Annotated in this window: 16 protein-coding genes; 7 read left to right on the top strand and 9 right to left on the bottom strand. The window is 57.4% G+C overall.

The genetic code is table 11. The features are described from left to right. Positions 1-160 precede the first annotated feature (160 nt). Positions 161-1315 (top strand): hypothetical protein, encoded by a 1155-nt coding sequence (locus DL88_RS12020; RefSeq protein WP_034996356.1) that lies wholly within the window; start codon positions 161-163, stop codon positions 1313-1315. 437 nt (positions 1316-1752) lie between these two features. Continuing rightward, positions 1753-3006 (top strand): reverse transcriptase domain-containing protein, encoded by a 1254-nt coding sequence (locus DL88_RS12015; RefSeq protein WP_245270809.1) that lies wholly within the window; start codon positions 1753-1755, stop codon positions 3004-3006. A 177-nt stretch (positions 3007-3183) separates the two neighbouring features. Here DL88_RS12015 and gyrA read toward each other — a convergent pair whose 3' ends face one another. Next, positions 3184-6000, bottom strand: a complete 2817-nt coding sequence (gyrA, locus tag DL88_RS12010) for a DNA gyrase subunit A (RefSeq protein ID WP_034996354.1) — start codon at positions 5998-6000, stop codon at positions 3184-3186. 234 nt (positions 6001-6234) lie between these two features. Between gyrA and DL88_RS12005 the strand changes: the two genes are divergently transcribed. From DL88_RS12005 to DL88_RS11995, 3 genes are all read left to right on the top strand, one after another. Further along, on the top strand, positions 6235-7311 hold the full coding sequence (locus DL88_RS12005; RefSeq protein ID WP_034996413.1) for an extracellular catalytic domain type 2 short-chain-length polyhydroxyalkanoate depolymerase: 1077 nt from the start codon (positions 6235-6237) through the stop codon (positions 7309-7311). Positions 7312-7541: 230 nt separating this feature from the next. Continuing rightward, a complete protein-coding gene (locus DL88_RS19435) occupies positions 7542-7928 on the top strand; it encodes a DUF2946 family protein (RefSeq protein ID WP_051955925.1) in 387 nt (128 codons plus the stop codon). Positions 7929-8181: 253 nt separating this feature from the next. Next, on the top strand, positions 8182-10521 hold the full coding sequence (locus tag DL88_RS11995) for a TonB-dependent receptor (protein WP_245270806.1): 2340 nt from the start codon (positions 8182-8184) through the stop codon (positions 10519-10521). Positions 10522-10695: 174 nt separating this feature from the next. On the opposite strand, the gene DL88_RS11990 is transcribed toward DL88_RS11995, so the two are convergent. The 4 genes from DL88_RS11990 to DL88_RS11975 all read right to left on the bottom strand — a co-directional run bounded on the left by DL88_RS11990 (position 10696) and on the right by DL88_RS11975 (position 14757). Next, a complete protein-coding gene (locus tag DL88_RS11990) occupies positions 10696-11304 on the bottom strand; it encodes a cytochrome b (RefSeq protein WP_084705146.1) in 609 nt (202 codons plus the stop codon). 241 nt (positions 11305-11545) lie between these two features. Beyond that, a complete protein-coding gene (locus tag DL88_RS11985; RefSeq protein ID WP_034996352.1) occupies positions 11546-12007 on the bottom strand; it encodes a nuclear transport factor 2 family protein in 462 nt (153 codons plus the stop codon). Positions 12008-12182: 175 nt separating this feature from the next. Next, positions 12183-12719, bottom strand: a complete 537-nt coding sequence (ssb, locus tag DL88_RS11980) for a single-stranded DNA-binding protein (protein ID WP_034996351.1) — start codon at positions 12717-12719, stop codon at positions 12183-12185. Positions 12720-13041: 322 nt separating this feature from the next. Then, entirely contained in the window at positions 13042-14757 is a 1716-nt protein-coding gene (locus tag DL88_RS11975) for a heparinase II/III family protein (protein ID WP_245270804.1), read from the bottom strand. 353 nt (positions 14758-15110) lie between these two features. Here DL88_RS11975 and ku (DL88_RS11970) point away from each other — a divergent pair, with 353 nt between their 5' ends. After that, positions 15111-15911 carry a non-homologous end joining protein Ku gene (ku, locus tag DL88_RS11970; protein ID WP_034996349.1) on the top strand — a complete coding sequence of 267 codons (801 nt, stop codon included), beginning with the start codon at positions 15111-15113 and terminating at the stop codon, positions 15909-15911. Positions 15912-15934: 23 nt separating this feature from the next. Here ku (DL88_RS11970) and ligD read toward each other — a convergent pair whose 3' ends face one another. The 4 genes from ligD to DL88_RS20345 form a co-directional block, all read right to left on the bottom strand. Further along, on the bottom strand, positions 15935-18463 hold the full coding sequence (gene ligD, locus DL88_RS11965) for a DNA ligase D (protein WP_034996348.1): 2529 nt from the start codon (positions 18461-18463) through the stop codon (positions 15935-15937). A gap of 2 nt (positions 18464-18465) precedes the next feature. Next, positions 18466-19335, bottom strand: a complete 870-nt coding sequence (gene ku, locus DL88_RS11960) for a non-homologous end joining protein Ku (RefSeq protein ID WP_034996347.1) — start codon at positions 19333-19335, stop codon at positions 18466-18468. 301 nt (positions 19336-19636) lie between these two features. After that, a complete protein-coding gene (locus DL88_RS11955; RefSeq protein WP_034996346.1) occupies positions 19637-20746 on the bottom strand; it encodes an S-(hydroxymethyl)glutathione dehydrogenase/class III alcohol dehydrogenase in 1110 nt (369 codons plus the stop codon). Between the two features lie 198 nt (positions 20747-20944). Beyond that, a complete protein-coding gene (locus DL88_RS20345; RefSeq protein ID WP_156971071.1) occupies positions 20945-21088 on the bottom strand; it encodes a hypothetical protein in 144 nt (47 codons plus the stop codon). A 638-nt stretch (positions 21089-21726) separates the two neighbouring features. Here DL88_RS20345 and DL88_RS11945 point away from each other — a divergent pair. Then, positions 21727-21978: a hypothetical protein gene (locus DL88_RS11945; RefSeq protein WP_034996343.1), complete on the top strand. Its 252-nt coding sequence runs from the start codon at positions 21727-21729 to the stop codon at positions 21976-21978. Positions 21979-22010 lie beyond the last annotated feature (32 nt).

Here is a 22010-nt window from a genome sequence, read left to right as displayed (position 1 = left end):
GCGTGCCGCAGGCAAGGCCAGCAGTCTTAGATCAAGTCTCGTTGAATAGATTCATCAAGGCTTGCCCCCGCGACTGCGGGGCGGCGGCTTTCCGCCGCACCTCACGGACCCCGACAGGCAGGGATCAGTGAGATCTGGTATTTTAAGGGCATCGAAGCACATGACAGGTCAGGACGTTCCGGCAGTTCACGACAAGGCTTTCGATGAGGCTCTCGCGAGCCTCGGCCTGCGTCGTTTCGAGATCCCTCCGGCGAAAATTCTCACGACCGGCTATGTCAGCGTCTTCCAGGTGGTGGCGGACCGTGCCTATGCGCGGCTCGCCAGCATGGCCGATGAATATGAGACGCCGGGCTCGGTTGCCTTCGGCTTTGCCGAACATCGCGAGTTCAACGCCTTCGCGCAGCGCGGCCAGATGGACGTCCTTGGCTTCTACACCACGGTGGTGCGGGTCATGTGGAGCCTCACCAATGCCATGATGGGCATCAGGGAAATGTTCCCCTGGATCGATGATGTCGATCAACTGGGCGAGGAACAGGCCCCGCACGCCAATGGCGAACTCTTCTTCGTGCGCCCGCCCGACCAGCCTGCCCCCAATTTCGAGCCGGTCCGTGGACGCCTCGCCACGGCTCTCTTCGATGTCGCGATGGATTTCACCTTGATGCACGAACTCGCGCATCTGTGGAACGGCCATGTCGAACTGCTGCATCGCATGAGCCCGAAGCCGATCCAGGAAATGCACCTGAATGAGGGCGAATGCCTCGATCTGCCGCTCATGCAGGCGCTGGAATTCGACGCCGATTCCTTCGCCATCCAGAAAGTCTTTGCGCGCGTCCATCGCGAAAATCCGTTTCAGGATTTCACCAAGGGCCTGTTGAAGGACCATGCGTTACCGGCCGATGGCGCGCATACAGCCTCCTGGTTTTTCACTTGGGTCGCCATCTACGCTCTATTCAGATCCTATGACGAAGCGAGCGCTTGCGCCGACATCACCCGCCGCTCGCAGCCGCCAGCCGCTTTACGCCAAGCCTGCCTACTGCCAACCGTCGCGGCGGTCGCCAAGCGGCAAGGCTGGTCGGACCTCTCCATGGATGCCTGGATGACCCATGCCACCATGGCGGGCCTCGAAGCCGAAAGCGCCATCTGCCGCCTGCGTCGCCTGCCCTTGGACTCGGACTCCTATCGCTTGGCCTGGCAGGGTCCGGCCTTCGATCAGATCGAAAAATATCTGGGGGTGTGGGAACAGCTCGGGCCAATGCTGGCGGATACAAAGCGCGGGCCTATGGAGCCGGGGGATGCGCCCGTTGCAGCGGCTTAGAACGTCATTGGCGTAGACTTCGACATAGAGCGTCAAACCATCTCCACGTCCTACGGACGCCGCCATTATCATCTCACTTCTTGCTCACTAGTTCGCAGTCTCGCTTGACTCACTCAAACACGAGCCTGAAGCGGACGACCGCTTGGCTGTATGGTGGATTATGCTTGACCGGAACAAGCGTATATTCCTAAGGTAACGGTGTTGACTCTAGCCGGTAGCTTGGCAGGCGGGATGACCATCGGGACCAAGCGCACCTGCTACGGCGAGGCGACGGCGAAGGCCGTAATCTCGATTGTGCGGCACGGGCCGAAAGGAACCGCTGCGGAGTTCAGCACCCCCGTCGGACGGGTGAGGCTAACTGACAGGACCCTAAGACTCTGACCTCCGATCTTGTCAAAGCCGTTCGTAAGCTTGACAAACTTGAGCGCGCATGGAGCGTGATCCAGCAGAACGGCCGTACATCGAAATCCGAGGAGGTCCGGCTTGATCTGGAATGTTTCGCCCAAAACGCGCCGCATAATCTTCGATCTCTCCAAAAGCAACTAAGCAACGGAAGTTTCAAGTTTGGGACAGCGAAGGGTGTTCCACTTCCAAAAGTTGACGGCCGAGGCAAGCCCACTGGGAAATTTCGCCCTATTGTGCTCGCGCCGGTCGAGACCCGCATCGTACAGCGGGCCATTCTGAACGTTTTAGTCGAGATTGAAGCGTTAAAGCCCTTCGTACAAACGCCCTATAGCTTTGGAGGCATACGCAGTCAGCGACGGCGCGATGAGCAGGATCGCGCAGAACGCGTGTCAGCCGTACCAGCTGCTATCAAAGCCGTTCTTGACGAGATTGGGCGTGGAGCACGCCACGTTGTCAGCGCGGACATTCGAGCGTTCTTCACGCGTATTTCAAAGGACCACGTCACGAGCATAATTAGTGATGCTATAGATGACCAAAAATTTATAGACTTCTTGCGACAAGCAATGAAAGTCGAGTTGGGAAACCTCTCTATTCTTAGAGAAAAGGCGCAACACTTTCCGACCGAAGATATCGGTGTTGCACAAGGGAACTCGTTATCACCTCTGTTCGGAAACATAGCTCTTGCCGAATTCGATCACATAATGAATGAGGGGGATTGTCGGTGTATCCGTTATATCGATGACTTCATCATCCTCGCGCCGAGCGCGAAGGCTGCAAATGCTCGCCTTCGCAAAGCGATTAAACTACTACGAGAACTTGGAATGGAGTTATCGCCTGAGAAGAGTTCGACAGGTGCACGGCTCGTGGATACTGGATTTGATTTCCTTGGCATCACGATTTGCCCCGGCATCGTGCGGCCGAGTGCGAAGGCTCAGGATCGCTTCATTGCGTCGGTGAAAGGGCTCATCATCGAGTCGCAAAAAGCCATGACCGCAGTCAAAAACGGCAAGGTAGTGGATCGAGATAAAACGCTTATCGGCACGCTTAAACGACTGGATGGGATGATTGACGGCTGGGGCAAGCACTACTGGTTCTGCAATGATGGACAGGTCTTCGCGAACCTTGACCAGCAAGTGAATGAGCAAATTGGAGCACTTCTTGGTTACTACCGGTCGATCAGAAATGATGTCCCTCCGACAAACAGGACATTGCTTCTCGGATTAGCCGAACTCGCAACAATCAAGCGAGAGCCATATTCATATCCTCGCGTCCGGTCCGCACGATAAGATGGCTGTTTTACTCGATCGAGGGCAGCCAAGCCGGGATCATCTCAACTCCCGCCGAAGAGCGACGTAGCCCATCTTTATTGTTCTAGACCCAGTTGGATTACTGATCCTGATGTCTAATTCTAGGACTGGTTAAGCCATAGCAAAGACCAAATAGTCTTTGCTTATGGCTCTCCCCTATCCTTCGCCACTCTCGGGCGTATCCCCATTATCACTCGGCCCTGAATCTCCCACAGGCCCCTGTTCTCCCAATCCGTCTTCCTCGCCGCGCTCGGCCTCATCCTCAGGAATCCGCTCCACGGATACAACCTGCTCGTCTTCGGCGGTATTGAACACAATGACACCCTGCGTACCGCGTCCGGCGACGCGAATGCCTTCGACCGGGCAGCGGATCAACTGGCCGCCGTTGGTCACCAGCATGATGCCATCGCCCTCTTCTACCGGCATGGAGGCGACGAGCTTGCCGTTGCGCGCATTCACGGCCATGGCGACAATGCCTTTGCCGCCGCGTCCGGTGATCCTGTATTCGAACGAGGATGTCCGCTTGCCATAGCCATTGGCGGAAATGGTCAGGATGATCTGCTCGCCCGCCGACATTTCGGCGTAACGCTCGAGGCTGAGGCTTGTGGAGCCCAGCACCTCCTCGGCATTAGCTTCTTCCGCCTCGCTCGCAGCCTCTTCCGCCGTCTCTCCGGCCACGGCACGGCGCCTCTTGAGATAGGCCGTGCGTTCGTCGCTGTCGGCCTCGATATGGCGCAGAATGGCGAGCGAAATGACTCTGTCGCCCTCACCCAAAGCGATACCGCGCACACCCATGGAATCGCGGCCCTTGAAGACGCGTACATCGGTGATTGCGAAACGGATACATTGCCCGTTGGCCGTCGTCAGCAGGACATCGGCTTGCTCGGTGCAGATCTGCACATCGACAATCTGTTCGCCTTCATCGAGCCGCATGGCGATCTTGCCGGCTCTGTTCACCTGCGCGAAATCGGAGAGCTTGTTGCGCCTCACCGTGCCGCGCGTCGTCGCGAACATCACATCGAGGCTTTCCCACTGCTTTTCATCTTCTGGCAGCGGCATGATTGTGGTGATGCGTTCATCCTGCTCCAGCGGCAGGATATTCACCAGCGCCTTGCCGAGCGCCTGCGGCGCCGCGAGCGGGAGGCGCCACACCTTTTCCTTATAGACCTGACCGCGCGAGGAGAAGAACAGGACTGGCGCATGGGTCGAGGCCACAAAAAGCCTGGCGACGAAATCCTGATCCCGCGTCTGCATGCCCGAGCGGCCCTTGCCGCCGCGCCTTTGCGCGCGATAGGTTGAAAGCGGCACGCGCTTGATATAACCGGCGTGGGAAACGGTGACGACCATATCCTCGCGCTGGATCAGATCCTCGTCATCGACGCCCGCGTCGCTATCGAGAATGATCGTGCGGCGTGGCGTCGCATGAGCCTCTTTGACCGCGATCATCTCATCCTTGATGATACCGAAGAGCCGTGCGCGCGAGCCAAGAATGTCGAGATAATCAGCGATTTCGGCGGCGAGCTTGTTCAGGTTTTCAGCGATCTCATCGCGGCCGAGCGCCGTCAGCCTTTGCAGCCGCAATTCGAGAATGGCGCGCGCCTGCGCTTCGGAAAGCCGGATCGTGCCCTCCGGCGTCAGCACATGGCGCGGATCGGCAATAAGGGCGATGAGCGGCGCCATGTCATGCGCCGGCCAATCCCGCGCGCAAAGGGCGGCGCGGGCTTCCGCCGCATCGGCGGAGGTGCGGATGAGGCGGATGACTTCATCAATATTAGCGACGGCAATAGCGAGGCCAACCTGCAGATGGGCGGCATCGCGCGCCTTGCCCAGCAGATATTTGGTGCGGCGGGTGACCACCTCCTCGCGGAAATCGATGAAGGCCGTGAGGAAATCCCGCAAAGTGAGGGTTTCCGGCCGCCCACCATTGAGCGCGATCATGTTGCAGGGGAAGCTCGTCTGCAGCGCCGTATAGCGCCAGAGCTGGTTGAGCACGATATCGGCCACCGCATCGCGCTTGATCTCGATGACGATGCGCATGCCCTGACGGTCGGATTCGTCACGCAGATCGGAAATGCCTTCGACCTTCTTCTCGCGCACGAGTTCGGCGATTTTTTCGATAAGCGACGATTTGTTCACCTGATAGGGAATTTCGGTGACGATCAGAGCCTCGCGCTTCTCGCGAATCTCCTCGACCTCCACCTTGGCGCGCATGAGCACCGAGCCGCGCCCGGTGGCATAGGCCGAGCGGATGCCGGCGCGGCCCAGAATGCTGCCACCAGTCGGGAAATCCGGCCCCGGCACGATGCCCATAAGCTCTTCGACGCTCATTTCCGGCTGGTCGATGAGGGCTATGACCGCGTCGATGACCTCGCCGAGATTATGCGGCGGAATATTGGTGGCCATGCCGACGGCAATGCCGCCCGCGCCATTGACGAGCAGATTGGGGAACCGGGCCGGCAGAACCACCGGCTCCTTTTCCTTGCCGTCGTAATTCGGCTGGAAATCGACCGTGTCGGAATCGATATCGGCGAGCAACGCCAGCGCCGGGCGGGCAAGGCGCGATTCCGTATAGCGCATGGCCGCCGGCGGATCGCCGTCGACCGAGCCAAAATTGCCTTGACCGTCGATGAGCGGCAGGCGCATGGAAAAGCCCTGCGCCATGCGCACGAGCGCATCATAAATCGCGCTGTCGCCATGCGGGTGATATTTACCCATGACGTCGCCGACGATGCGGGCACTTTTCACATAGGGACGGTCCGGCAGATGGTTGTTCTCGTTCATCGAGAACAGGATGCGCCGATGCACCGGCTTCAGGCCGTCGCGCACGTCGGGCAGCGCGCGGCTCACGATCACGCTCATCGCATAATCGAGATAGCTGCGCTGCATTTCATCGGAAAGCGAGACGGGCTTTATGTCGGAACCCTGAGGACCGGGACCAGCCGGACCCTGCCCGTTTGCATCATCGTCTGCCAAGTTCCAATCCAGTCAATTTGAATCCAAGCAAAGTGTCTGCGGCCGTTCTAGCCTATCCCTCTGCTGGAAAAAACAGCTTTCGACCATTTTATGACAGGTCTGCACCAAACCTGCGCGAAGCTTGCGTGGTCACCGGTTTCAGCCGTTTCGCCTGTTCCGGAAAAGCCCAAGCTATAGTAGTTTCAAGGGATGGAGGCAAACCGGATCACGGTCCGGCAGCGCGAAGGTCAAGCCATGCGCAAGTTCTCAAGTGTATTTCTTTATTCGTTTGTTCTTGTCTGCCTTTTCCTTGCCGGACTTCCCGCCTTGCGGGTTCCGGCCGCTTATGCGGCGGAGCGACTTCCCGCGCTCGGAGCCGATGCGTCACGGGTTTCCGTTTCCGGCCTATCCTCCGGTGCCTTCATGGCGCTGCAATATGGCATTGCTTTTTCCCGCAGCATCATCGGGGTCGGAGTCGTGGCCGGCGGTCCCTATGGCTGCGCCCAGCTCAGCGGCACCAATTTCATGTCGGTCTGCATGAGCGCGCAACCAGCGCCGAACGGCGAGACCTCCTATGATCTGGCGGCGGCAACGGCGGAGGACCATGACATCGACGCCGTGAAAAACATTGCGGCGCAGAAGATCTATCTCTTCAGCGGGGTGAAGGACACGGTGGTCAAACCGCAAGTCATGGATGCGGTGAAGGATTTCTATCTCGCGGCGCAAGTCGCTCCGGACAATCTGACCTATATGCAGACCCTGCAAGCCGGGCATGCCTTCGTCACCGATGATCAAACTTTCGGCAATGCCTGTAATCTGACACGCTCCCCGTTCATCGTGCATTGCGAGACGAAGGATGGTCCCTATGACCAGCCCGAGGCTATCCTCTCCCGCATCTATGGTCCCTTGAACTCCAAGGCCACCCAATTATCGAGTCAGGCCGCGCCTTTCGATCAGACCGAATTTTCGGCGCTGGCGGGCTATTGGAGCTATGTCTTTCCCGATGGCCTCGCCAAGACCGGCTATGTCTATGTACCGGAAGCGTGCCGCCAGACCAGCCAGGGAAAATGCGCGGTTCATGTGGTCTTTCACGGCTGCCAGCAGAGCGCCGAAAAAGTCGGCGCCGATGTCTATGCGCGGCTCGGCTATAATGAATGGGCCGATACGAACAGAATCATCGTGCTCTATCCGCAAATTTCGGCGAGCAACTTCTGGCCGGCCAATCCGAATGGCTGCTGGGATTGGTGGGGTTATACCGGAACTGGCTATTACACGCAGCGCGGCGTCCAGGCCAAGGCGATCAAGGCCATGATCGACCGGCTCGAGCAATGAGTAATGGGGACCGGGGCGAATTGACCTGTGTCCCTCTCTATCATTCCGTGAATGAGGACTATCTCAAAACTGGCTTGTGTGGAGGACGGTGAAGTGCGATTGAACGCTGGTACCACTACCGTCCGGTCCCAGCTAACGCGCATAAACTTTCGGCGGATCTTCCTGATTACACCCGAGCATAGTCAACGAGACTTGCCGCAAACTGAACGGAAACGCCCGACGTGGATGGGATGGGTTTGAGACGAAATCTCTGGGTCACGTTTGGCGTGGCCCTGCTTTTCGTCGTCCAGGCCTTTTTCATGGGCCTCGCCTCCGGGGCTATGGCCGCGACCATGGGAAGTTCCCATCCCGTACATGACCACAGCCTTTGCGCGGAGAGTGGCGGCGGCGATCACGATGCTTCCGATCCCATGCCGGCGCATCCGCATGGGCCCGATTGCTGTACCGCCGGCTGCCCGATGCTCGCCGGCGGCCTGCTGCCGGTCCTTGTCCTCTCCATATGGATTTCCGTTCAAGCGGGTGAGACGCTGGTTTTCGCGCGTCCGCCCGATGTGCAAATACCTGCCTTCCCTGAGCACTCTCCGAAAAGAGCCCGCGCGCCACCCGCCCAGGGCTGATGAAGTCCGCCGCGAAACGATCGGATGATCCTTCGCGCAAACCGTCCAACTTTGAAGATCAACAGGCAACCTGCCTGATTACGGTCCTGTCTCCCTCATCGGCGATGGGCACGTGTGTGATCGGCCTGGACTCCCTTCATCGCGGATAAGCCCGTCCCATTGTCTCCTGGAGCCGATGACGCGCTGCGACATGCGTTATCATCGACCGGATACGCATATCGGGCGGCTGCAACCGCTTTTCTCGAGACGATCCATGCCATTTGGCAATCAATCGCTTTTTCCACGGCGTGCCTGCTGCGCGTCACCCGAAACCATATTCAGAGCGCGCATTCATCGCCGTTTCGTGAAGCATCTCTTCCTGGACGTGCTTCTGGGCGCTGGACTCATTCCTTGCGCTGCCTCCGGGCAAACAACCAATGCGCTCCTGCCGATGGTCGAAGTCATGGCCACGCGCGAGCACGAGACCCATCAGGCACCTCCGACCAATGCATCCATGCGGGTGCTGTCAGAGCAAGAGCTCGCCAGCAAACGTCCTTATACATCGGATACGGCGCAGATGCTGAACAGCGTGGCGGGCGTCAATCTCCAGCAAGGGGGAGCTGTCTCAAGCCTGCCGGTCATTCACGGACTGAACGACGACCGCAATGCAATCTCAATCGGCGGCATGTCGATTACGTCAGCCTGCGGCAATCATATGAATCCACCTCTTTCCTATATCGATCCCAATAATGTCCAGAAGATTGAAGTGCTCACCGCACTCATTCCAGTAAGCGAGAGCGGCGATTCCATCGGCGGCACAATCATCGTTACACCGCGTGAACCTGTCTTCGCCACTCCGGCGTTGATCCCTCAAGCGGCAGTGACAAACGGCGAACCCGCCTTTGCCGCCGCATCGCAAGTACCAATCTTCAGCGGTTCTCTCTCGCTGTTCTACCGTTCCAACAATAAAAGCCCGACGATCGCCGGCACGGCGGCAGCATCGACGGAACATTTCGCCGTCAATTACGCCGGGTCATGGAGCAAGGGTTCCGATTATCGCGCAGGAGGCGGGGAAAAAATCCTCTCGACGAATTATTCGGCGCAAAACCATTCCGCCACATTTGCGTACCGCAACGAGGATCAATTGCTGTCGCTGCGGGCCTCATATCAGGATATCCCCTATCAGGGATTCGTCAATCAGCGCATGGACATGCTCTCTAATCAGTCGATCAATTTCGATCTCGCCTACAAGGGAGGGTTCGATTGGGGCCGGCTGGAAGGCCACGGCTATTACCAGCGCACGCGCCATTACATGAATTTTCTGGCGGACAAGAACAGCGGGGTCGATGCGACGCCGACGACAGGTATGCCGATGTATACGAGCGGCACCGATTTCGGCTATACGGCGAAGGCCGACGTCATCGCGAGCACGATCGACCAGATCCGCCTCGGCAGCGAGTTCCACGGCCAGGAACTCAACGATTGGTGGACGCCTGTCGCCTCAAGCGGGAGTAGCGGCATGAGTTCGATGAGCAGCATGATGTGCTGCTCGACATTCACCAACATCAATAATGGAATAAGGAATCGCCTCAGCACTTATGTCGAATGGAACCGGCAATGGGCTGAGCAATGGTCGACGCTCGTTGGCCTGCGTAATGATCTCGTCTTTATGAACACAGGCGGGGTACAAGGCTACAACACAATGATGTATGGTGCCGACGCCGCGCGCTTCAATGCCACGGGACATGGCAAGCTCGATGTCAATTTCGACGTCACGGCACTCGTCCGTTTCGCACCGGACCGGACAAGTCTCATCGAGGCCGGCTACACCCGCAAGACCCGCTCGCCAAGCCTTTATGAACGCTATACGTGGTCAACCAACGCCATGGCCGCCGAGATGAACAATTGGTCCGGTGATGGCAATGGCTATGTCGGCAACGTCAATCTGAAACCGGAAGTCGCCCATATGTTCAGCGTCAGCGCGCTGTTTCAGGATAGCGCAGACGGCGCATGGGAAGCCCGCGTCACACCCTACTACATGTATGTCAATAATTACATCGATGTTGACAAGCGCGGCACACTCGGTTCCGGCTCTGGCCAGGTCAATCTCCTCCAATTCGCCAATCACGACGCGGAGATCTTCGGCGTCGATCTCTCGGGTCGCATCCGTCTCTTCAAAAGCGGTGACTATGGAAGCCTCGCCCTTTCCGGTATTGCTGGATATACGCGAGGTGTACGTTTGGACAATGGTTCAAGCCTTTACCATATGATGCCGATGAATGGTAAAGTCGCGCTGGAACACAAGATCGATGTTCTCGGCGGCCTTTTGACCACCATGGTGGAAGGCGAAGCCGTCGCTGCCAAGAACAATATCGAGGCGGTGCGACTTGAGCCGACGACACCAGCCTATGGCTTGATGAATTTCCGCTCATCCTTCGAATTCGCCAATGTGCGGTTCGATTTCGGCGTCGAGAATATATTCGACAAGCTCTATTATGCGCCCTTGGCTGGTTCCTATGTCGCTGGCTACAAAGCCGGTATCAGTTCCCCCTTGCAGACACCCGTCGCCGGTATGGGCCGTACTTTCTATGGAGGAATGACGGTCCGCTTCTGACGCTGAGACACTCTGCTTACGCGGCTTTGATCACTTTTACGAAAGTCCAAGGCACCAGGAGCCAAAGCACCTGGAGTAAAAACCTGGGTCACAGCTCTATCCGGGAACATTGGCGTGAAAACCCCAATGTTCCCCTGTTTTCAAGGAAGCCGTTCGGCAACCGCTCAAGCCGCTTCAGACTTTTCTGTTCAGCCGGTTCAGACGGGGGATCATCCTTCCGAGAACGGAATCGTGAAAGACATAATAATGGAACAAAGCCGCGGCCATGTGACCCGCCGCGATGATGATGATTAATGTTCCGATGGTTTCATGTAACTCCCCAAAATTGTGACGCTGCTCTGTGCTGAACACAAAGGGGGAAGGAATGGTAAACAGTCCGAAAAAGCTTAAGGATTCGTCCTGCGCCCAACGAAACAGAAAGCCCAAAACGATCTGGATGATCAAAAGCACATAAAGAAGATAATGGACTGCTGTCCCAGCATATCCTAGCAAACCGGGCGTGGCCTGCGGCAACCGGCGGCCGGCGAAGGCCCGCCACGGAATTCTCAGGGCAATGACAACGGTCAGTACCAGACCGAGGGATACATGCAGGGCCTGTAAGGCATGACGGGGTGGCGTTCCTTTTTCAAGAAACCCCCAAATTTCGGCCAGAAGATAGAGGCCTACAACCAGTATAGCCGTGATCCAATGCAGCGATATGCTCACCCGATCGTAAGTATCGGAATTGGCTGTACCGAAGTCGTTGGCTTGACTTTGATTTTGCAATTTCAGCAGATCCTTCAATGGCGCAAGGTTTCCGGGGTGCAAGATTTCAGGTTTGTCACTTCCATGCAGGACTCGTCCGGCATCGAGTGCTGTCCTCCCATCTTTACCCGACGAGGCGATAACGGCATAACAAAAGGACAATCACAAGCCAAGGCGCATGGGTCACGACCTTTCATGATCCATAGTGTTCAGTGGCTTGCCGACGCCCCGCAATCGCGGACGCCAAAGGACGATAAGTCAGGCTCATTGTCCTTTAGTATTACAAGCCAAGGTCGGAAAGCCCTGGATGTTCGTCGGGCCGTCTGCCCTGCGGCCAACGAAATTTGCGGTCTTCCTCGGCAATGACGAGATCGTTGATCGAGGCGTAACGGCGGTGCATGAGACCTTCACCATCAAACTCCCAATTTTCATTGCCATAGGAGCGGAACCATTGTCCTTCCTCATCATGCCATCCATAAGCGAAACGGACAGCGATGCGCTCGTTCGTAACCGCCCATAATTCCTTGATAAGACGATATTCGTGTTCGCGCTGCCATTTGCGGGTGAGGAAGGCGATGATCGCTTCCCTTCCGTTCACGAATTCCGACCGGTTGCGCCAACGACTGTCCAGAGTATAGGCCAAGGCGACCCGTTCAGGATCACGGCTATTCCAGCCATCTTCGGCGAGCCGCACCTTTTGAATCGCTGTTTCCCTTGTATAGGGGGGAGCAAGAATGATCATCTGGTACCTCTTTGAGGCAAATATCCAGCATGGATCTGCTGGATTGGATGCCTGGCTGGTCGACTATACTCGCAAGCCGAGGATGCCTCGATCACGCGCCATAACGAAACCGGGCCGTATGAATAGTGGCTCCGTCGCAGCGTCACTCCCTGAAGCCCGGATTCAATCCTTACCCTCAAAACGGAATATCATCGTCGATGATATCGGCCATGCGGCCGGATCCGCCGGAGCGATTGTCGGGCATCTTATTGTCATTCCGATCGGAAGAACGATCATAACCCCGATCCATCGGCGAACTGCGACCGAAGCTGGCATTGCCACCCTCAGACATCGAATCCCCGCCAAAATCGCCACGACCGCCGCGGCTGTCGAGCAATGTCAGTTCACCCCGAAAACGCTGGAGCACGACTTCGGTCGTGCGGCGCTGGTTGCCGTCGCGATCCTGAAATTCGCGCGTCTGCAATTGGCCTTCGAGATAGACCTTCGAACCCTTCTTGCAATATTGCTCCGCGATCTTGCCGAGATTTTCATTAAAGATCACGATATTATGCCATTCCGTCCGGTCCCGGCGCTCGCCCGACATTTTATCGCGCCAGGATTCCGTCGTCGCCAGGCTGAAACTGACAACCGCCTCTCCGGAATTCATCCGCCGTACCTCGGGATCTCGGCCGAGATTGCCGATGAGTATGACCTTGTTGACACTTCCCGACATCATCGCCTCCTCGGGCCAGACGCACTGCCCAATCGAAAAATACAGGATCCGCTTTCTGAACGACCGGCTTCATATTCAAAGCCTCCCATTCAAGCGCTCTCGCTTAAGGGTTCTCGTCCAAGGGTTCTTTGGGGCACGCCCAATGAGATACCCAGATTATTCACGTTTCGTTCTCATAAAGATAGTATCGCAGGCCATAGATAACAGGAAATTGGATAGGCTGCGGAGGAGTCTCGCCAGCAACCGGCACCTTCGCGCTTTTTAGCGGGGTGGTTCAAAAACCTTCTAGCCCGCGCGGGCCATCATCGACCCACTCCTGCCCTCAGCCTTCCGCATCAAATTCCTGCTCGGCTCTCGGCACCATGGGCGCGGGGTTGCGCGGCCTTCGCTCGACACGGCGGAAGCGCCAGACGATTTCGAGCTGACCCGTCGGTTCGTGAACGACGATCTGCACACTTCTGCGCGGACCATCCGGAGAAGCGTAAAAAACGCTCTCCTCCAGATTGATCAACGCATAATCGGCCTCAAAAAGCCAGCGCCGGCCATTTGGCAGAACACAGAGAACGCCTGCTCCATTGCAGAGCCGGCGAACCCGCACCTGCGGATGGATATGAAAGCGCAGCACGTAGGGCCGACGCTCCGGCATCTCTTCCGTCGCGGCGGACAGCAGCCGGTCGCGTCCGTCAAGCTGCCGGCCATCGCGCCGCAGCACCAGCTGGCGCTCGTGTAGCCAGCCGAAACGCTGCGCATAACCATCATGAGACGCCGTGAGTCGCACGCCTTCGGCTTCGCTCAGGCGCTTGACGTCGACTTTTTCCGGTCCCGAGAGAATTTCCGTACCGAGCCAACGCCAGAGGCCGGAATGGCTGGTAAAGCGGCATGAGGAAGAATCATCGACAACGAGCGTTGAATGCGCCGCCGTCGCCCGCGCGGCTTCCCGTGCCGCCGGACGATTGGCTTCTGGCGAGCCACAATTGACGACAAGGCGATGCGCGCCGACCGAAAATTCGAAGGAAAGACAACCGGCATGCGCGCGCTGTGAAAAGCCTTGCGGCGGCGGCCGGCCCGTATCCATGACAAGGATCGTATCCTGTTCCTCGACACGCTGATAGCCTGAATAAGGCGCATTGGTCAGCGCCTGGGCACGGGCGTCGTCATAGGCGAGAACGATCGCGAGAAGTTCCGGCGCCGTCACCCCCATGCCATTGAAGAGCGCGAGCGTGCCGTCACCATGGCGAAACAGCCGCAGCATGGGCATCATGCGGTCGATGACATTCAGGAGCCGCGCGGGTGTCTGGAACCCGCGCGCGGCATAGGCCTGCCGCAACGGCAGAAGATCAAGCAAGAGTTCAATAAGAATACGCGGATTACGGCTGATATGGCCTCCATCCGGCAGGATCTGGCGCTCGAGCTCTTCCGTCAGCAGCCGCGTCCCACGCACCGAGAGTTTGCCCGCACCCTCGGCGCAAAGACCCAGTTCGGCGAGAGCGATGACAGCCAGCAGCCTGTCTTCACCTCCAACGCCCTCGATCAATCGCCTTTCGAGGAAAATCTGCAATCGGCCGAGCCCGCGCATGAAGCGGCGATAAAAAGCACGATCGGCATTTTCCAGAATGATGGGCGATTGCGACAGCCACGCCAGCAGGCGTCGCGCCGCCGTACCGACCTCCCAGGCCGGTTCCGAGCGTATGTTCCCTTTGAGGGTCAGAAAATCATCCACAAGCGCGCGCGCATTGGCTCTGGCGAGAGCCGTATCGGCGGCGCGCAAATGCCGCAGCCAGCTGAAACTCGCCAAAGCCCGCGCCCAGGTGGGCGAGGCAGGCTCGATTTCAAACGGCGAGCGGCCATGCGTATTGACGACCTTGCCATCGAAGGTGAAATAGCCCGCATAAATATCGGCGGCGATCGTCGGATCGCTCGTGCGTATATCCTGCGGCGCGATCAGCAGCCGCTCCAACGGCCTGCTCCGCAGGCTCGGCCATTGGCGCAACGGCAGGCTGGCAAGACGCCAGGCCAGCGTTTTCCCTTGCGCCGACATTAGTCCCAGTAGGCGCAACCGATCTTTGAATGATGCGCCGTTCAGGGACTTCTCTCCTCATGCAAGGGGCGCCTTGGCGAGGCAAACGCCAAAACCCGCCTCCGATCAAGGCCATTCGATGGTCGCCTCCATGTAAAGCTAAAAACCTCTCGGCTTTATTAACTAAAGCTCGATTCCGGAGGCTCATCCCATTTTTCCAGAAGCGTGATCACCTTGCGAGGAGTGGAGGCGAACGTAGAGCGTGAACGTGCTTTACGCCCGGCACGACGATTGTCTGGAACGGCGGAACAGAATGCCGGAGCGCACGTTAAAATCCGTTTTCGCAGCAATCGGTCGAGTATCGGAGATCCCGAATGGCGCCCCGCCTCTTCTGGGAAGGCTATTTGAAGCTTTCACTCGTTACCTGTGCAGTCGCTCTGACACCCGCGCTCTCGGAGAACGAAAAGATTCGTTTTCATACGATCAATCGAAAAACCGGCAATCGTGTCGTAAGCGAATATGTGGATGCCGTCACCGGCAAGGCTGTCGAGAAAGAGGATGAAGTCAAAGGCTATGCTCGCGGAGAAAATGACTATGTCATGCTCGAGGATGAGGAGATCGATGCGGTTGCACTCGAAAGTACACAGACGATCGCTATAGACAGATTTGTCCCCAAAGGGGCCATATCCTGGATTTGGTATGATAGACCCTATTATCTGACACCGAATGATGATGTCGGAACCGAGGCTTTCTGTGTCATCCGCGACGCCATGGCAGCGACCCGCACGGCGGGAATATCCCGGCTCGTTCTGTTTCGCCGCGAACATTCCGTCATGCTCGTCCCCCACGGCAAGGGCATTATTCTATGGACCTTGCGCTATGGCGATGAAGTGCGCAAGGAAGAGGCCTATTTCGCAGAGATAAGCAATGTCCAGCCTGACCCCGACCAGATGCCGCTCATCAGGAAATTGATCGATACACATATGCAGGCCTTTGATCCGAAAATGGTCAGCGATCCGGTTCGGGAGCGATTGCTTGCGCTCATTGCCTCGAAGAGGAAAGCAAAAAGGCGTACCGAAAAGCGGCGGCTCAGCGACGGCAAACAAGGCAATGTCATTGATATTATAGATGCGCTGCGCCAAAGTCTTGCAGCGGATAAACACACGCAGAAATGATCGTTGCGATCCGCATCCAGAGGTCAGGTTTTCTGCTTCCCGGCTTTCCGCACAACCTCAAGCGGCACTGCCGCAGCTCGGAAATCGCCCCATGGATCCGACGAACGCTCCGCAAGCCTCTCAGATGTATTCACGAGCGTATAATGTGCAGCGCCAATTTCGGGACAGAGTTCATCCCAGGCCAAAGGCATGGACACGGGAGCACCGGGCCATGCCCTGGTCGAATAAGGCGCGACCGCCGTCATTCCTCGTTGATTGCGCAGATAATCAATGAAAATATGCCCCTCCCTCTTCGATTTTGCGAGGGTGGCGACATAACGGTCGGGCGTATCCGCTGCCATGGCGCTCGCCAGAGATTTGGTGAACGCCTTGACGGCAGGCCAGGATGCACGCGGTGTCAGGGGGGCTGCCACATGCAACCCCTTGCCGCCCGAGGTTTTGACGAAGGCAGCAAGCCCGGCTGCCTGCAGACGTTCACGCACCTCCCGCGCGGCATCGATGACGATTGGCCATGCGACCTCCCCACCTGGATCGAGATCCATCACGATCATATCTGGATGGTCCCAATCCCTGATGGTCGAGCCCCAGGGATGGATTTCGAGAACAGCGGACTGGACGAGTTCGAGGAGCCCATCGATATCCTCGATCATCAACAAAGGGTCTGATGCTTCTTTCGGATCCTCGATAAGGCGTATATGTGCGAATGTCTTCTTCCAGGCGTGTTTCTGAAAGAAACGGGGTCCGTCAATGCCTTCCGGGCAACGCAGGAGCGCAAGCGGCCGGCCGGTTATGAACGGGGCGATGAAACGCCAAACGCCAGCATAATAATCAGCGAGCCCCTCCTTCGTAACGCCCGCATCGGGCCAATAGAGACGCTCTGGATGCGTCAATGTCACTGTGCGTTTCTGCGGCTTTGTATCTTCTGGCATGTCTGCTGCCGACTCGCGGATAATATGCTGCGCCAGTTTGTCTTCCCGGATACCGCGGAAGGACGCATGACGAAGACGGTGATCGGCCGTCCATCCCGGAAATTCGACTTCCACGACGAGTTCCGGACGAACATAATAAACGTGACGCGCCTCCGCGCGCGATAGGGCCTCTGCGAAAGGCCGCTTTTTCACGGTCAGCGGCGCGAGCCGATGGTATAGATCGTCAGCCATCGCATGGGTAAATCCGGTGCCAACACGGCCCGCATAGACGAAGCGACCACCCTCATAATAGCCGAGAACGAGTGAACCGATCGTATCCGGCAGCACGGTCGAAGGTACGTATCCGCCGACCACGAATTCCTGCCGTGCCGAACATTTCGCCTTGACCCAATCCTTTCCCCGGCCGGAGCGATAGAAGGAATTGCGCCGCTTCGAGAGAATCCCTTCAAGACTGAGCCTGCAGGCATGCTCCAGAACCAATGCGCCTTTCTCATCGAAATGCCGGCTCAGACGCAGACAATCCGGCGCGTTTTCGATGACTTGTGCCAACCGCTCCTTACGATTGATGAGAGGTGTTTCGCGTAGATCATAGCCATCAAGATGCAGGAGATCGAAACTATAGAACAAGAATCGATCAGTCCTGCCTTCGCTCAAGGCGGCCTGCAGCGCCGAAAAATCGGAAGCGCCTACGCCATTCTCGACCACGAGTTCACCATCAATCAGCGCACCGCTGACAGGTAAACCCTTCAGGGCCGTGACGAGACCCTCACCGAATTTCATCGTCCAATCGAGAGCGCCACGTGTCAGAAGGCGCACCTCGCCATTGTCGATCCGCGCGAGGAGACGGTAGCCGTCGAATTTGATCTCATGCAACCAGTCCGAACCCGACGGCGGCTTTTTCACCAGCGTCGCCAGCATGGGCGCGACGAAATCCGGCAAGGGCGCCAGCCTGCCGCCTTTCACAACCATGGCCGCCGCCAGTTCCTCGCCGATGACCGTTCCGGATACAGCCTTTCGCGCATATCTCGCTTCGCTCTTAGGCGACGCCTCCACCTGTTTCCGTGTGACCTCCCGAATATCACGTCCGGTTTTTACCGATTCCGGGCGTTCTTGCAGAATGTCCGGCTCATCCGGTGTACGCGCCGCAGAATCGTCGCCTTTGATCAACAGCCAATTGTCTCGCTTTTCCTCCGCCTTTCCATGCATCTGGACGAGATGCCAACGGCCCTTGAGCTTGCTTCCATACAATTCGAAATCGAGATGCCCCTTGGCAAACCCTTCATGGGGATCATGCAGCGGCATCCAGATGCCGCGATCCCAGACGATGACGGAGCCGCCGCCATATTCTCCTTTCGGGATCCTGCCCTCGAAATCCGCATAGGCGAGAGGATGATCCTCGACATGGACCGCGAGGCGTTTTTCCCCGGGCACGAGGCTCGGCCCCCTGGTGACGGCCCAGCTTTTCAGCACCCCGTCCATCTCAAGGCGGAAATCATAATGCAGACGCCGCGCGGCATGTTTCTGAACGACGAAACGATAGCCCATCCCCGGGACATCGTTCCCTTCCGGTTCCGGCGTCGCGCTGAAATTACGCTTGGCTTTATAAGCCCGCAGCGACGCCATCCTCAGTTCGCCTCGCGCTTGCGGAGCGTTTTCTTACTGCTGCTCGCATTACCGGGCCTTTTGCGCGACACCGGCGCGCCATCAGCAAGCGTCGCGCTTTCGCGCAAGGCAGTCATGAGATCAATGACGTTCTCAGGCGGCTTTTTCTGCGGCGGTTCAATCCTGCGGCCCTCAATCTTCGCTTTCACGATTGCGGTAAGCGCCGTTTCATAACGATCGTCGAATGTTTCAGGATCGAAGCGGCCCATCCTCGTCTTGATGATATGCTCGGCGAGCTTCACCATCTCTTCATCGGCCTTTGACGACGGAATGTCTTCGAAAGCTTTGGAAGGTGACAGAACCTCGTAATCAAAATTGAGTGTCATCGCGACAAGACCCTCACCGCGTTCATCCCTCTCGATCGGCTGGATCAAAAGCGTTCGCATACGGCGAAATAAGATTACCCGGGCGAGCGCTACGACTTTCCGGCTGCGCATCCCTTCGCGAATCAGCGCATAAACGGAGCGCGACTCGATATCCGCCGGAACTAGATAATAGGGTTTGTCGAAATAGACTTCCTCAATGTCATCGAGGCCGACGAAGGCAATGACATTCACTATCTTGTCACTCTCCGGCGCGACATTGGCAATTTCATCGTCTTCAAGAAGGATGTCATCACCAGCAGCTTTTTCATATCCCTTGACCTGATCCTCTTTTTCGACTGTTTCCCCTGTCTCACTGTCGATGAAACGCCGCCGCACGCGATGTCCGGTTGCACGATTGAGGATATGAAACGCCACGCGTTCGGAAGTCGAAGCCGCCGCGTAAAGCGCGATGGCACAGACCAGATCCTCGATTTTCAGCACGCCCTTCCAGTTTGCTCGTGGCGTCAAGATTCACCTCCGGCTCAGCCCCTTCCCAATCCCGGTCGGATACAGGTCGTCAAATCCTCGAACACGCAACTTCCTATCGGTGCCATAGTTCCTGCGACGTTTCGCTCGAGCCCGCGGCATCCCACACAAACAAAATGCCGACGGCCGGCTTTCACCAACCATCGGCAGGTCCATCCGTGCCGAAAGGCAAGAATGGTAGGTAGTTTCTTCCTAAAATCGATCAGTTACTTAGGGGACATGTCTCTGATCGAAATCCGTGCGGCAAGAAATCAGGCGCAGCGCTTGAAGGCATATTGCCTGATCAGAAAACCACGACGCTGCGGATCGACTTGCCTTCATGCATGAGATCGAAGCCCTTGTTGATTTCCTCAAGCTTCAGAACATGAGTGATCATCGGGTCGATCTCGATCTTGCCGTTCATGTACCAATCGACAATCTTCGGCACATCGGTACGGCCACGCGCGCCGCCGAAGGCAGAGCCTTTCCAGACGCGGCCCGTTACCAGCTGGAACGGACGGGTGGAGATTTCCTTGCCGGCTTCGGCGACACCGATCACCACCGAGACACCCCAGCCACGATGACAGGCTTCAAGCGCCTGGCGCATGACAGTCGTATTGCCGGTGCAATCGAAAGTGTAATCCGCGCCACCATCAGTCAAAGCGACGAGATGCTGAACGATGTCACCTTCAACTTTCTTGGGATTGACGAAATGGGTCATGCCAAAACGGCGCCCCCATTCTTCCTTTTCGTCATTGAGATCGACACCGACGATCTTGTCGGCTCCGACCATGCGGGCGCCCTGAATGACATTGAGACCGATGCCGCCGAGACCGAAAACCACCACATTCGCGCCGGGCTCGACCTTGGCCGTGTTGACCACCGCGCCGACACCAGTCGTGACACCGCAACCAATATAGCAGGTCTTGTCGAATGGTGCGTCCTCGCGGATCTTCGCAACCGCGATTTCCGGAAGTACGGTAAAGTTGGAGAAGGTCGAGCAGCCCATATAATGGTAAAGGGGTTGACCCTTATAGCTGAACCGGCTGGTGCCATCCGGCATCAACCCTTTGCCCTGCGTCGAGCGAATGGCGGTGCAAAGATTGGTCTTGCGGGAAAGACAGCTTTTGCACTGGCGGCATTCCGGCGTGTAGAGCGGGATGACATGGTCGCCCGGTTTCACGGAGGTTACGCCCGCGCCGACCTCACGCACGATTCCCGCACCTTCATGGCCGAGAATGGACGGGAAGATTCCCTCGCTATCCAGGCCCGCCATTGTATAGGCATCCGTATGGCAGAGCCCGGTCGCCATGATCTCGACCAGCACTTCGCCTTCCCTTGGACCTTCGAGATCGACTTCAACGATCTCCAGCGGCTTCTTCGCTTCAAAAGCGACGGCTGCCCTTGATTTCATGGATTGCTCCCATTGGTTGGTTTTTTCCCACTCTGCGGGATGGGTGCGGCATTAGGAAGTGGGCGCCGGTGCAATTCATTGTTGCCAAGGAGGGATAATTAGGCAGACCCTTGAAAGATCTTGTGAATTATCACTCGATGTGCTGCCGCGGCGCCACGGATGGTGCTTGAAATCCAGTTACAAGTCTTTGTGAACGCCTCAAATCGACAAAAGGTCATTCGCCTTTTCTCTCAAGCGCGCGATCTCGCGTGCGCCCTGCCGCGCCCGGCGGCGCACAGGCTTAAGGATAACGAGGGCCAGCCATCGCACTCCTTTACCAATGGCGGTGGTGATGGTGCCCATGCCCGTGTCCCCGCGTATGTGGGAAAACGTGATTTCCATTGGGGTGGCTGCGTCCGCAGGCCGACGACATGCAATCGGACGAGACAAATCCATGCCGCCCGGTGCGGTTCTGCTGCGTCGTCCGTGCCTCTCCGGCGGAGGTGAGGAGAGAAGCACCGAGAAAAATCGCGGTTAAAAGGCATTTTTTCAACAAGAGAGCCATCCATTCTTCAGGCAAGCGGGATCCCTACGCGGCGTTCGGCGATCATCCGCCCGAGCAGGGCCTCATGCCCGGATCGTTATCCGGCGATTGAAAAGATGATCATTTCTCGGGTCCGCTCGCGAATCCTGAGCCTTCTAACAGGAGCGGTGGAGGCGGCCAAGCGACGTGTAGCTCCATCGAAGATCGTATGCGCGAAAAATCAGCATGAAGGGTTGCGCGGTTCTTGCTTCAGGGGATCCGTTGCCTGCCGCCTTCATTCCCGGCTGGATGAAAAAGGCGTTTGGGCACAGAGATGACGGGGAGAAATCCCCGTGTGTTTCGCCGCACTGGAGCCGTCGTCAAGACACTCTGTCATAGAGGTCGCTCCGTCATAGAGGTCAATCGATGCTTCCAACCGGTTCATCGGCCGGAAGCTTAAATTCATGGGAGATTTCAGATGGCTGCAACCCCCGAGGAAGCCGGGCGCTACGTGATGACGATTTTCAAGCGCCACAATGCCGTAAAGGGCGAGACCCTGCTCATCGCCAATTTGACCCTGCCCTTCTCGCAAGACGGCTGGACCCTCGCTGACTACGAGGTGGGAAGCAAATATGCGGTCGATCAGGGCTGGATCACCCTCGGCAAGAGCGAAAAGTTCTTCAAGATCACTGAAGCCGGCATCGCCGCAATGCCGGAAGCCGTCGCCTGATCCCTTGCGCGGGATCTGCCTCTCCGTCTTGG

It is taken from the genome of Beijerinckia mobilis (genome assembly GCF_000745425.1).
Lineage (GTDB): Bacteria > Pseudomonadota > Alphaproteobacteria > Rhizobiales > Beijerinckiaceae > Beijerinckia > Beijerinckia mobilis.
Note: the sequence above shows the minus strand (reverse complement) of the source record. Positions and strands in the feature narration are given on the sequence as shown.

Bases quoted from the DNA above. Each gene is read 5' to 3' on its own strand.
- DL88_RS12005 (WP_034996413.1), top strand. From the start codon at position 6,235: ATGCGCAAGTTCTCAAGTGTATTTCTTTATTCGTTTGTTCTTGTCTGC.
- DL88_RS11995 (WP_245270806.1), top strand. From the start codon at position 8,182: ATGCCATTTGGCAATCAATCGCTTTTTCCACGGCGTGCCTGCTGCGCG.
- DL88_RS12020 (WP_034996356.1), top strand. From the start codon at position 161: ATGACAGGTCAGGACGTTCCGGCAGTTCACGACAAGGCTTTCGATGAG.
- DL88_RS19435 (WP_051955925.1), top strand. From the start codon at position 7,542: ATGGGTTTGAGACGAAATCTCTGGGTCACGTTTGGCGTGGCCCTGCTT.
- ku (WP_034996349.1), top strand. From the start codon at position 15,111: ATGGCGCCCCGCCTCTTCTGGGAAGGCTATTTGAAGCTTTCACTCGTT.
- DL88_RS11975 (WP_245270804.1), bottom strand. From the start codon at position 14,757: ATGTCGGCGCAAGGGAAAACGCTGGCCTGGCGTCTTGCCAGCCTGCCG.
- ligD (WP_034996348.1), bottom strand. From the start codon at position 18,463: ATGGCGTCGCTGCGGGCTTATAAAGCCAAGCGTAATTTCAGCGCGACG.
- ssb (WP_034996351.1), bottom strand. From the start codon at position 12,719: ATGTCGGGAAGTGTCAACAAGGTCATACTCATCGGCAATCTCGGCCGA.
- DL88_RS20345 (WP_156971071.1), bottom strand. From the start codon at position 21,088: ATGGGCACCATCACCACCGCCATTGGTAAAGGAGTGCGATGGCTGGCC.
- DL88_RS11945 (WP_034996343.1), top strand. From the start codon at position 21,727: ATGGCTGCAACCCCCGAGGAAGCCGGGCGCTACGTGATGACGATTTTC.
- DL88_RS11955 (WP_034996346.1), bottom strand. From the start codon at position 20,746: ATGAAATCAAGGGCAGCCGTCGCTTTTGAAGCGAAGAAGCCGCTGGAG.
- DL88_RS11985 (WP_034996352.1), bottom strand. From the start codon at position 12,007: ATGATCATTCTTGCTCCCCCCTATACAAGGGAAACAGCGATTCAAAAG.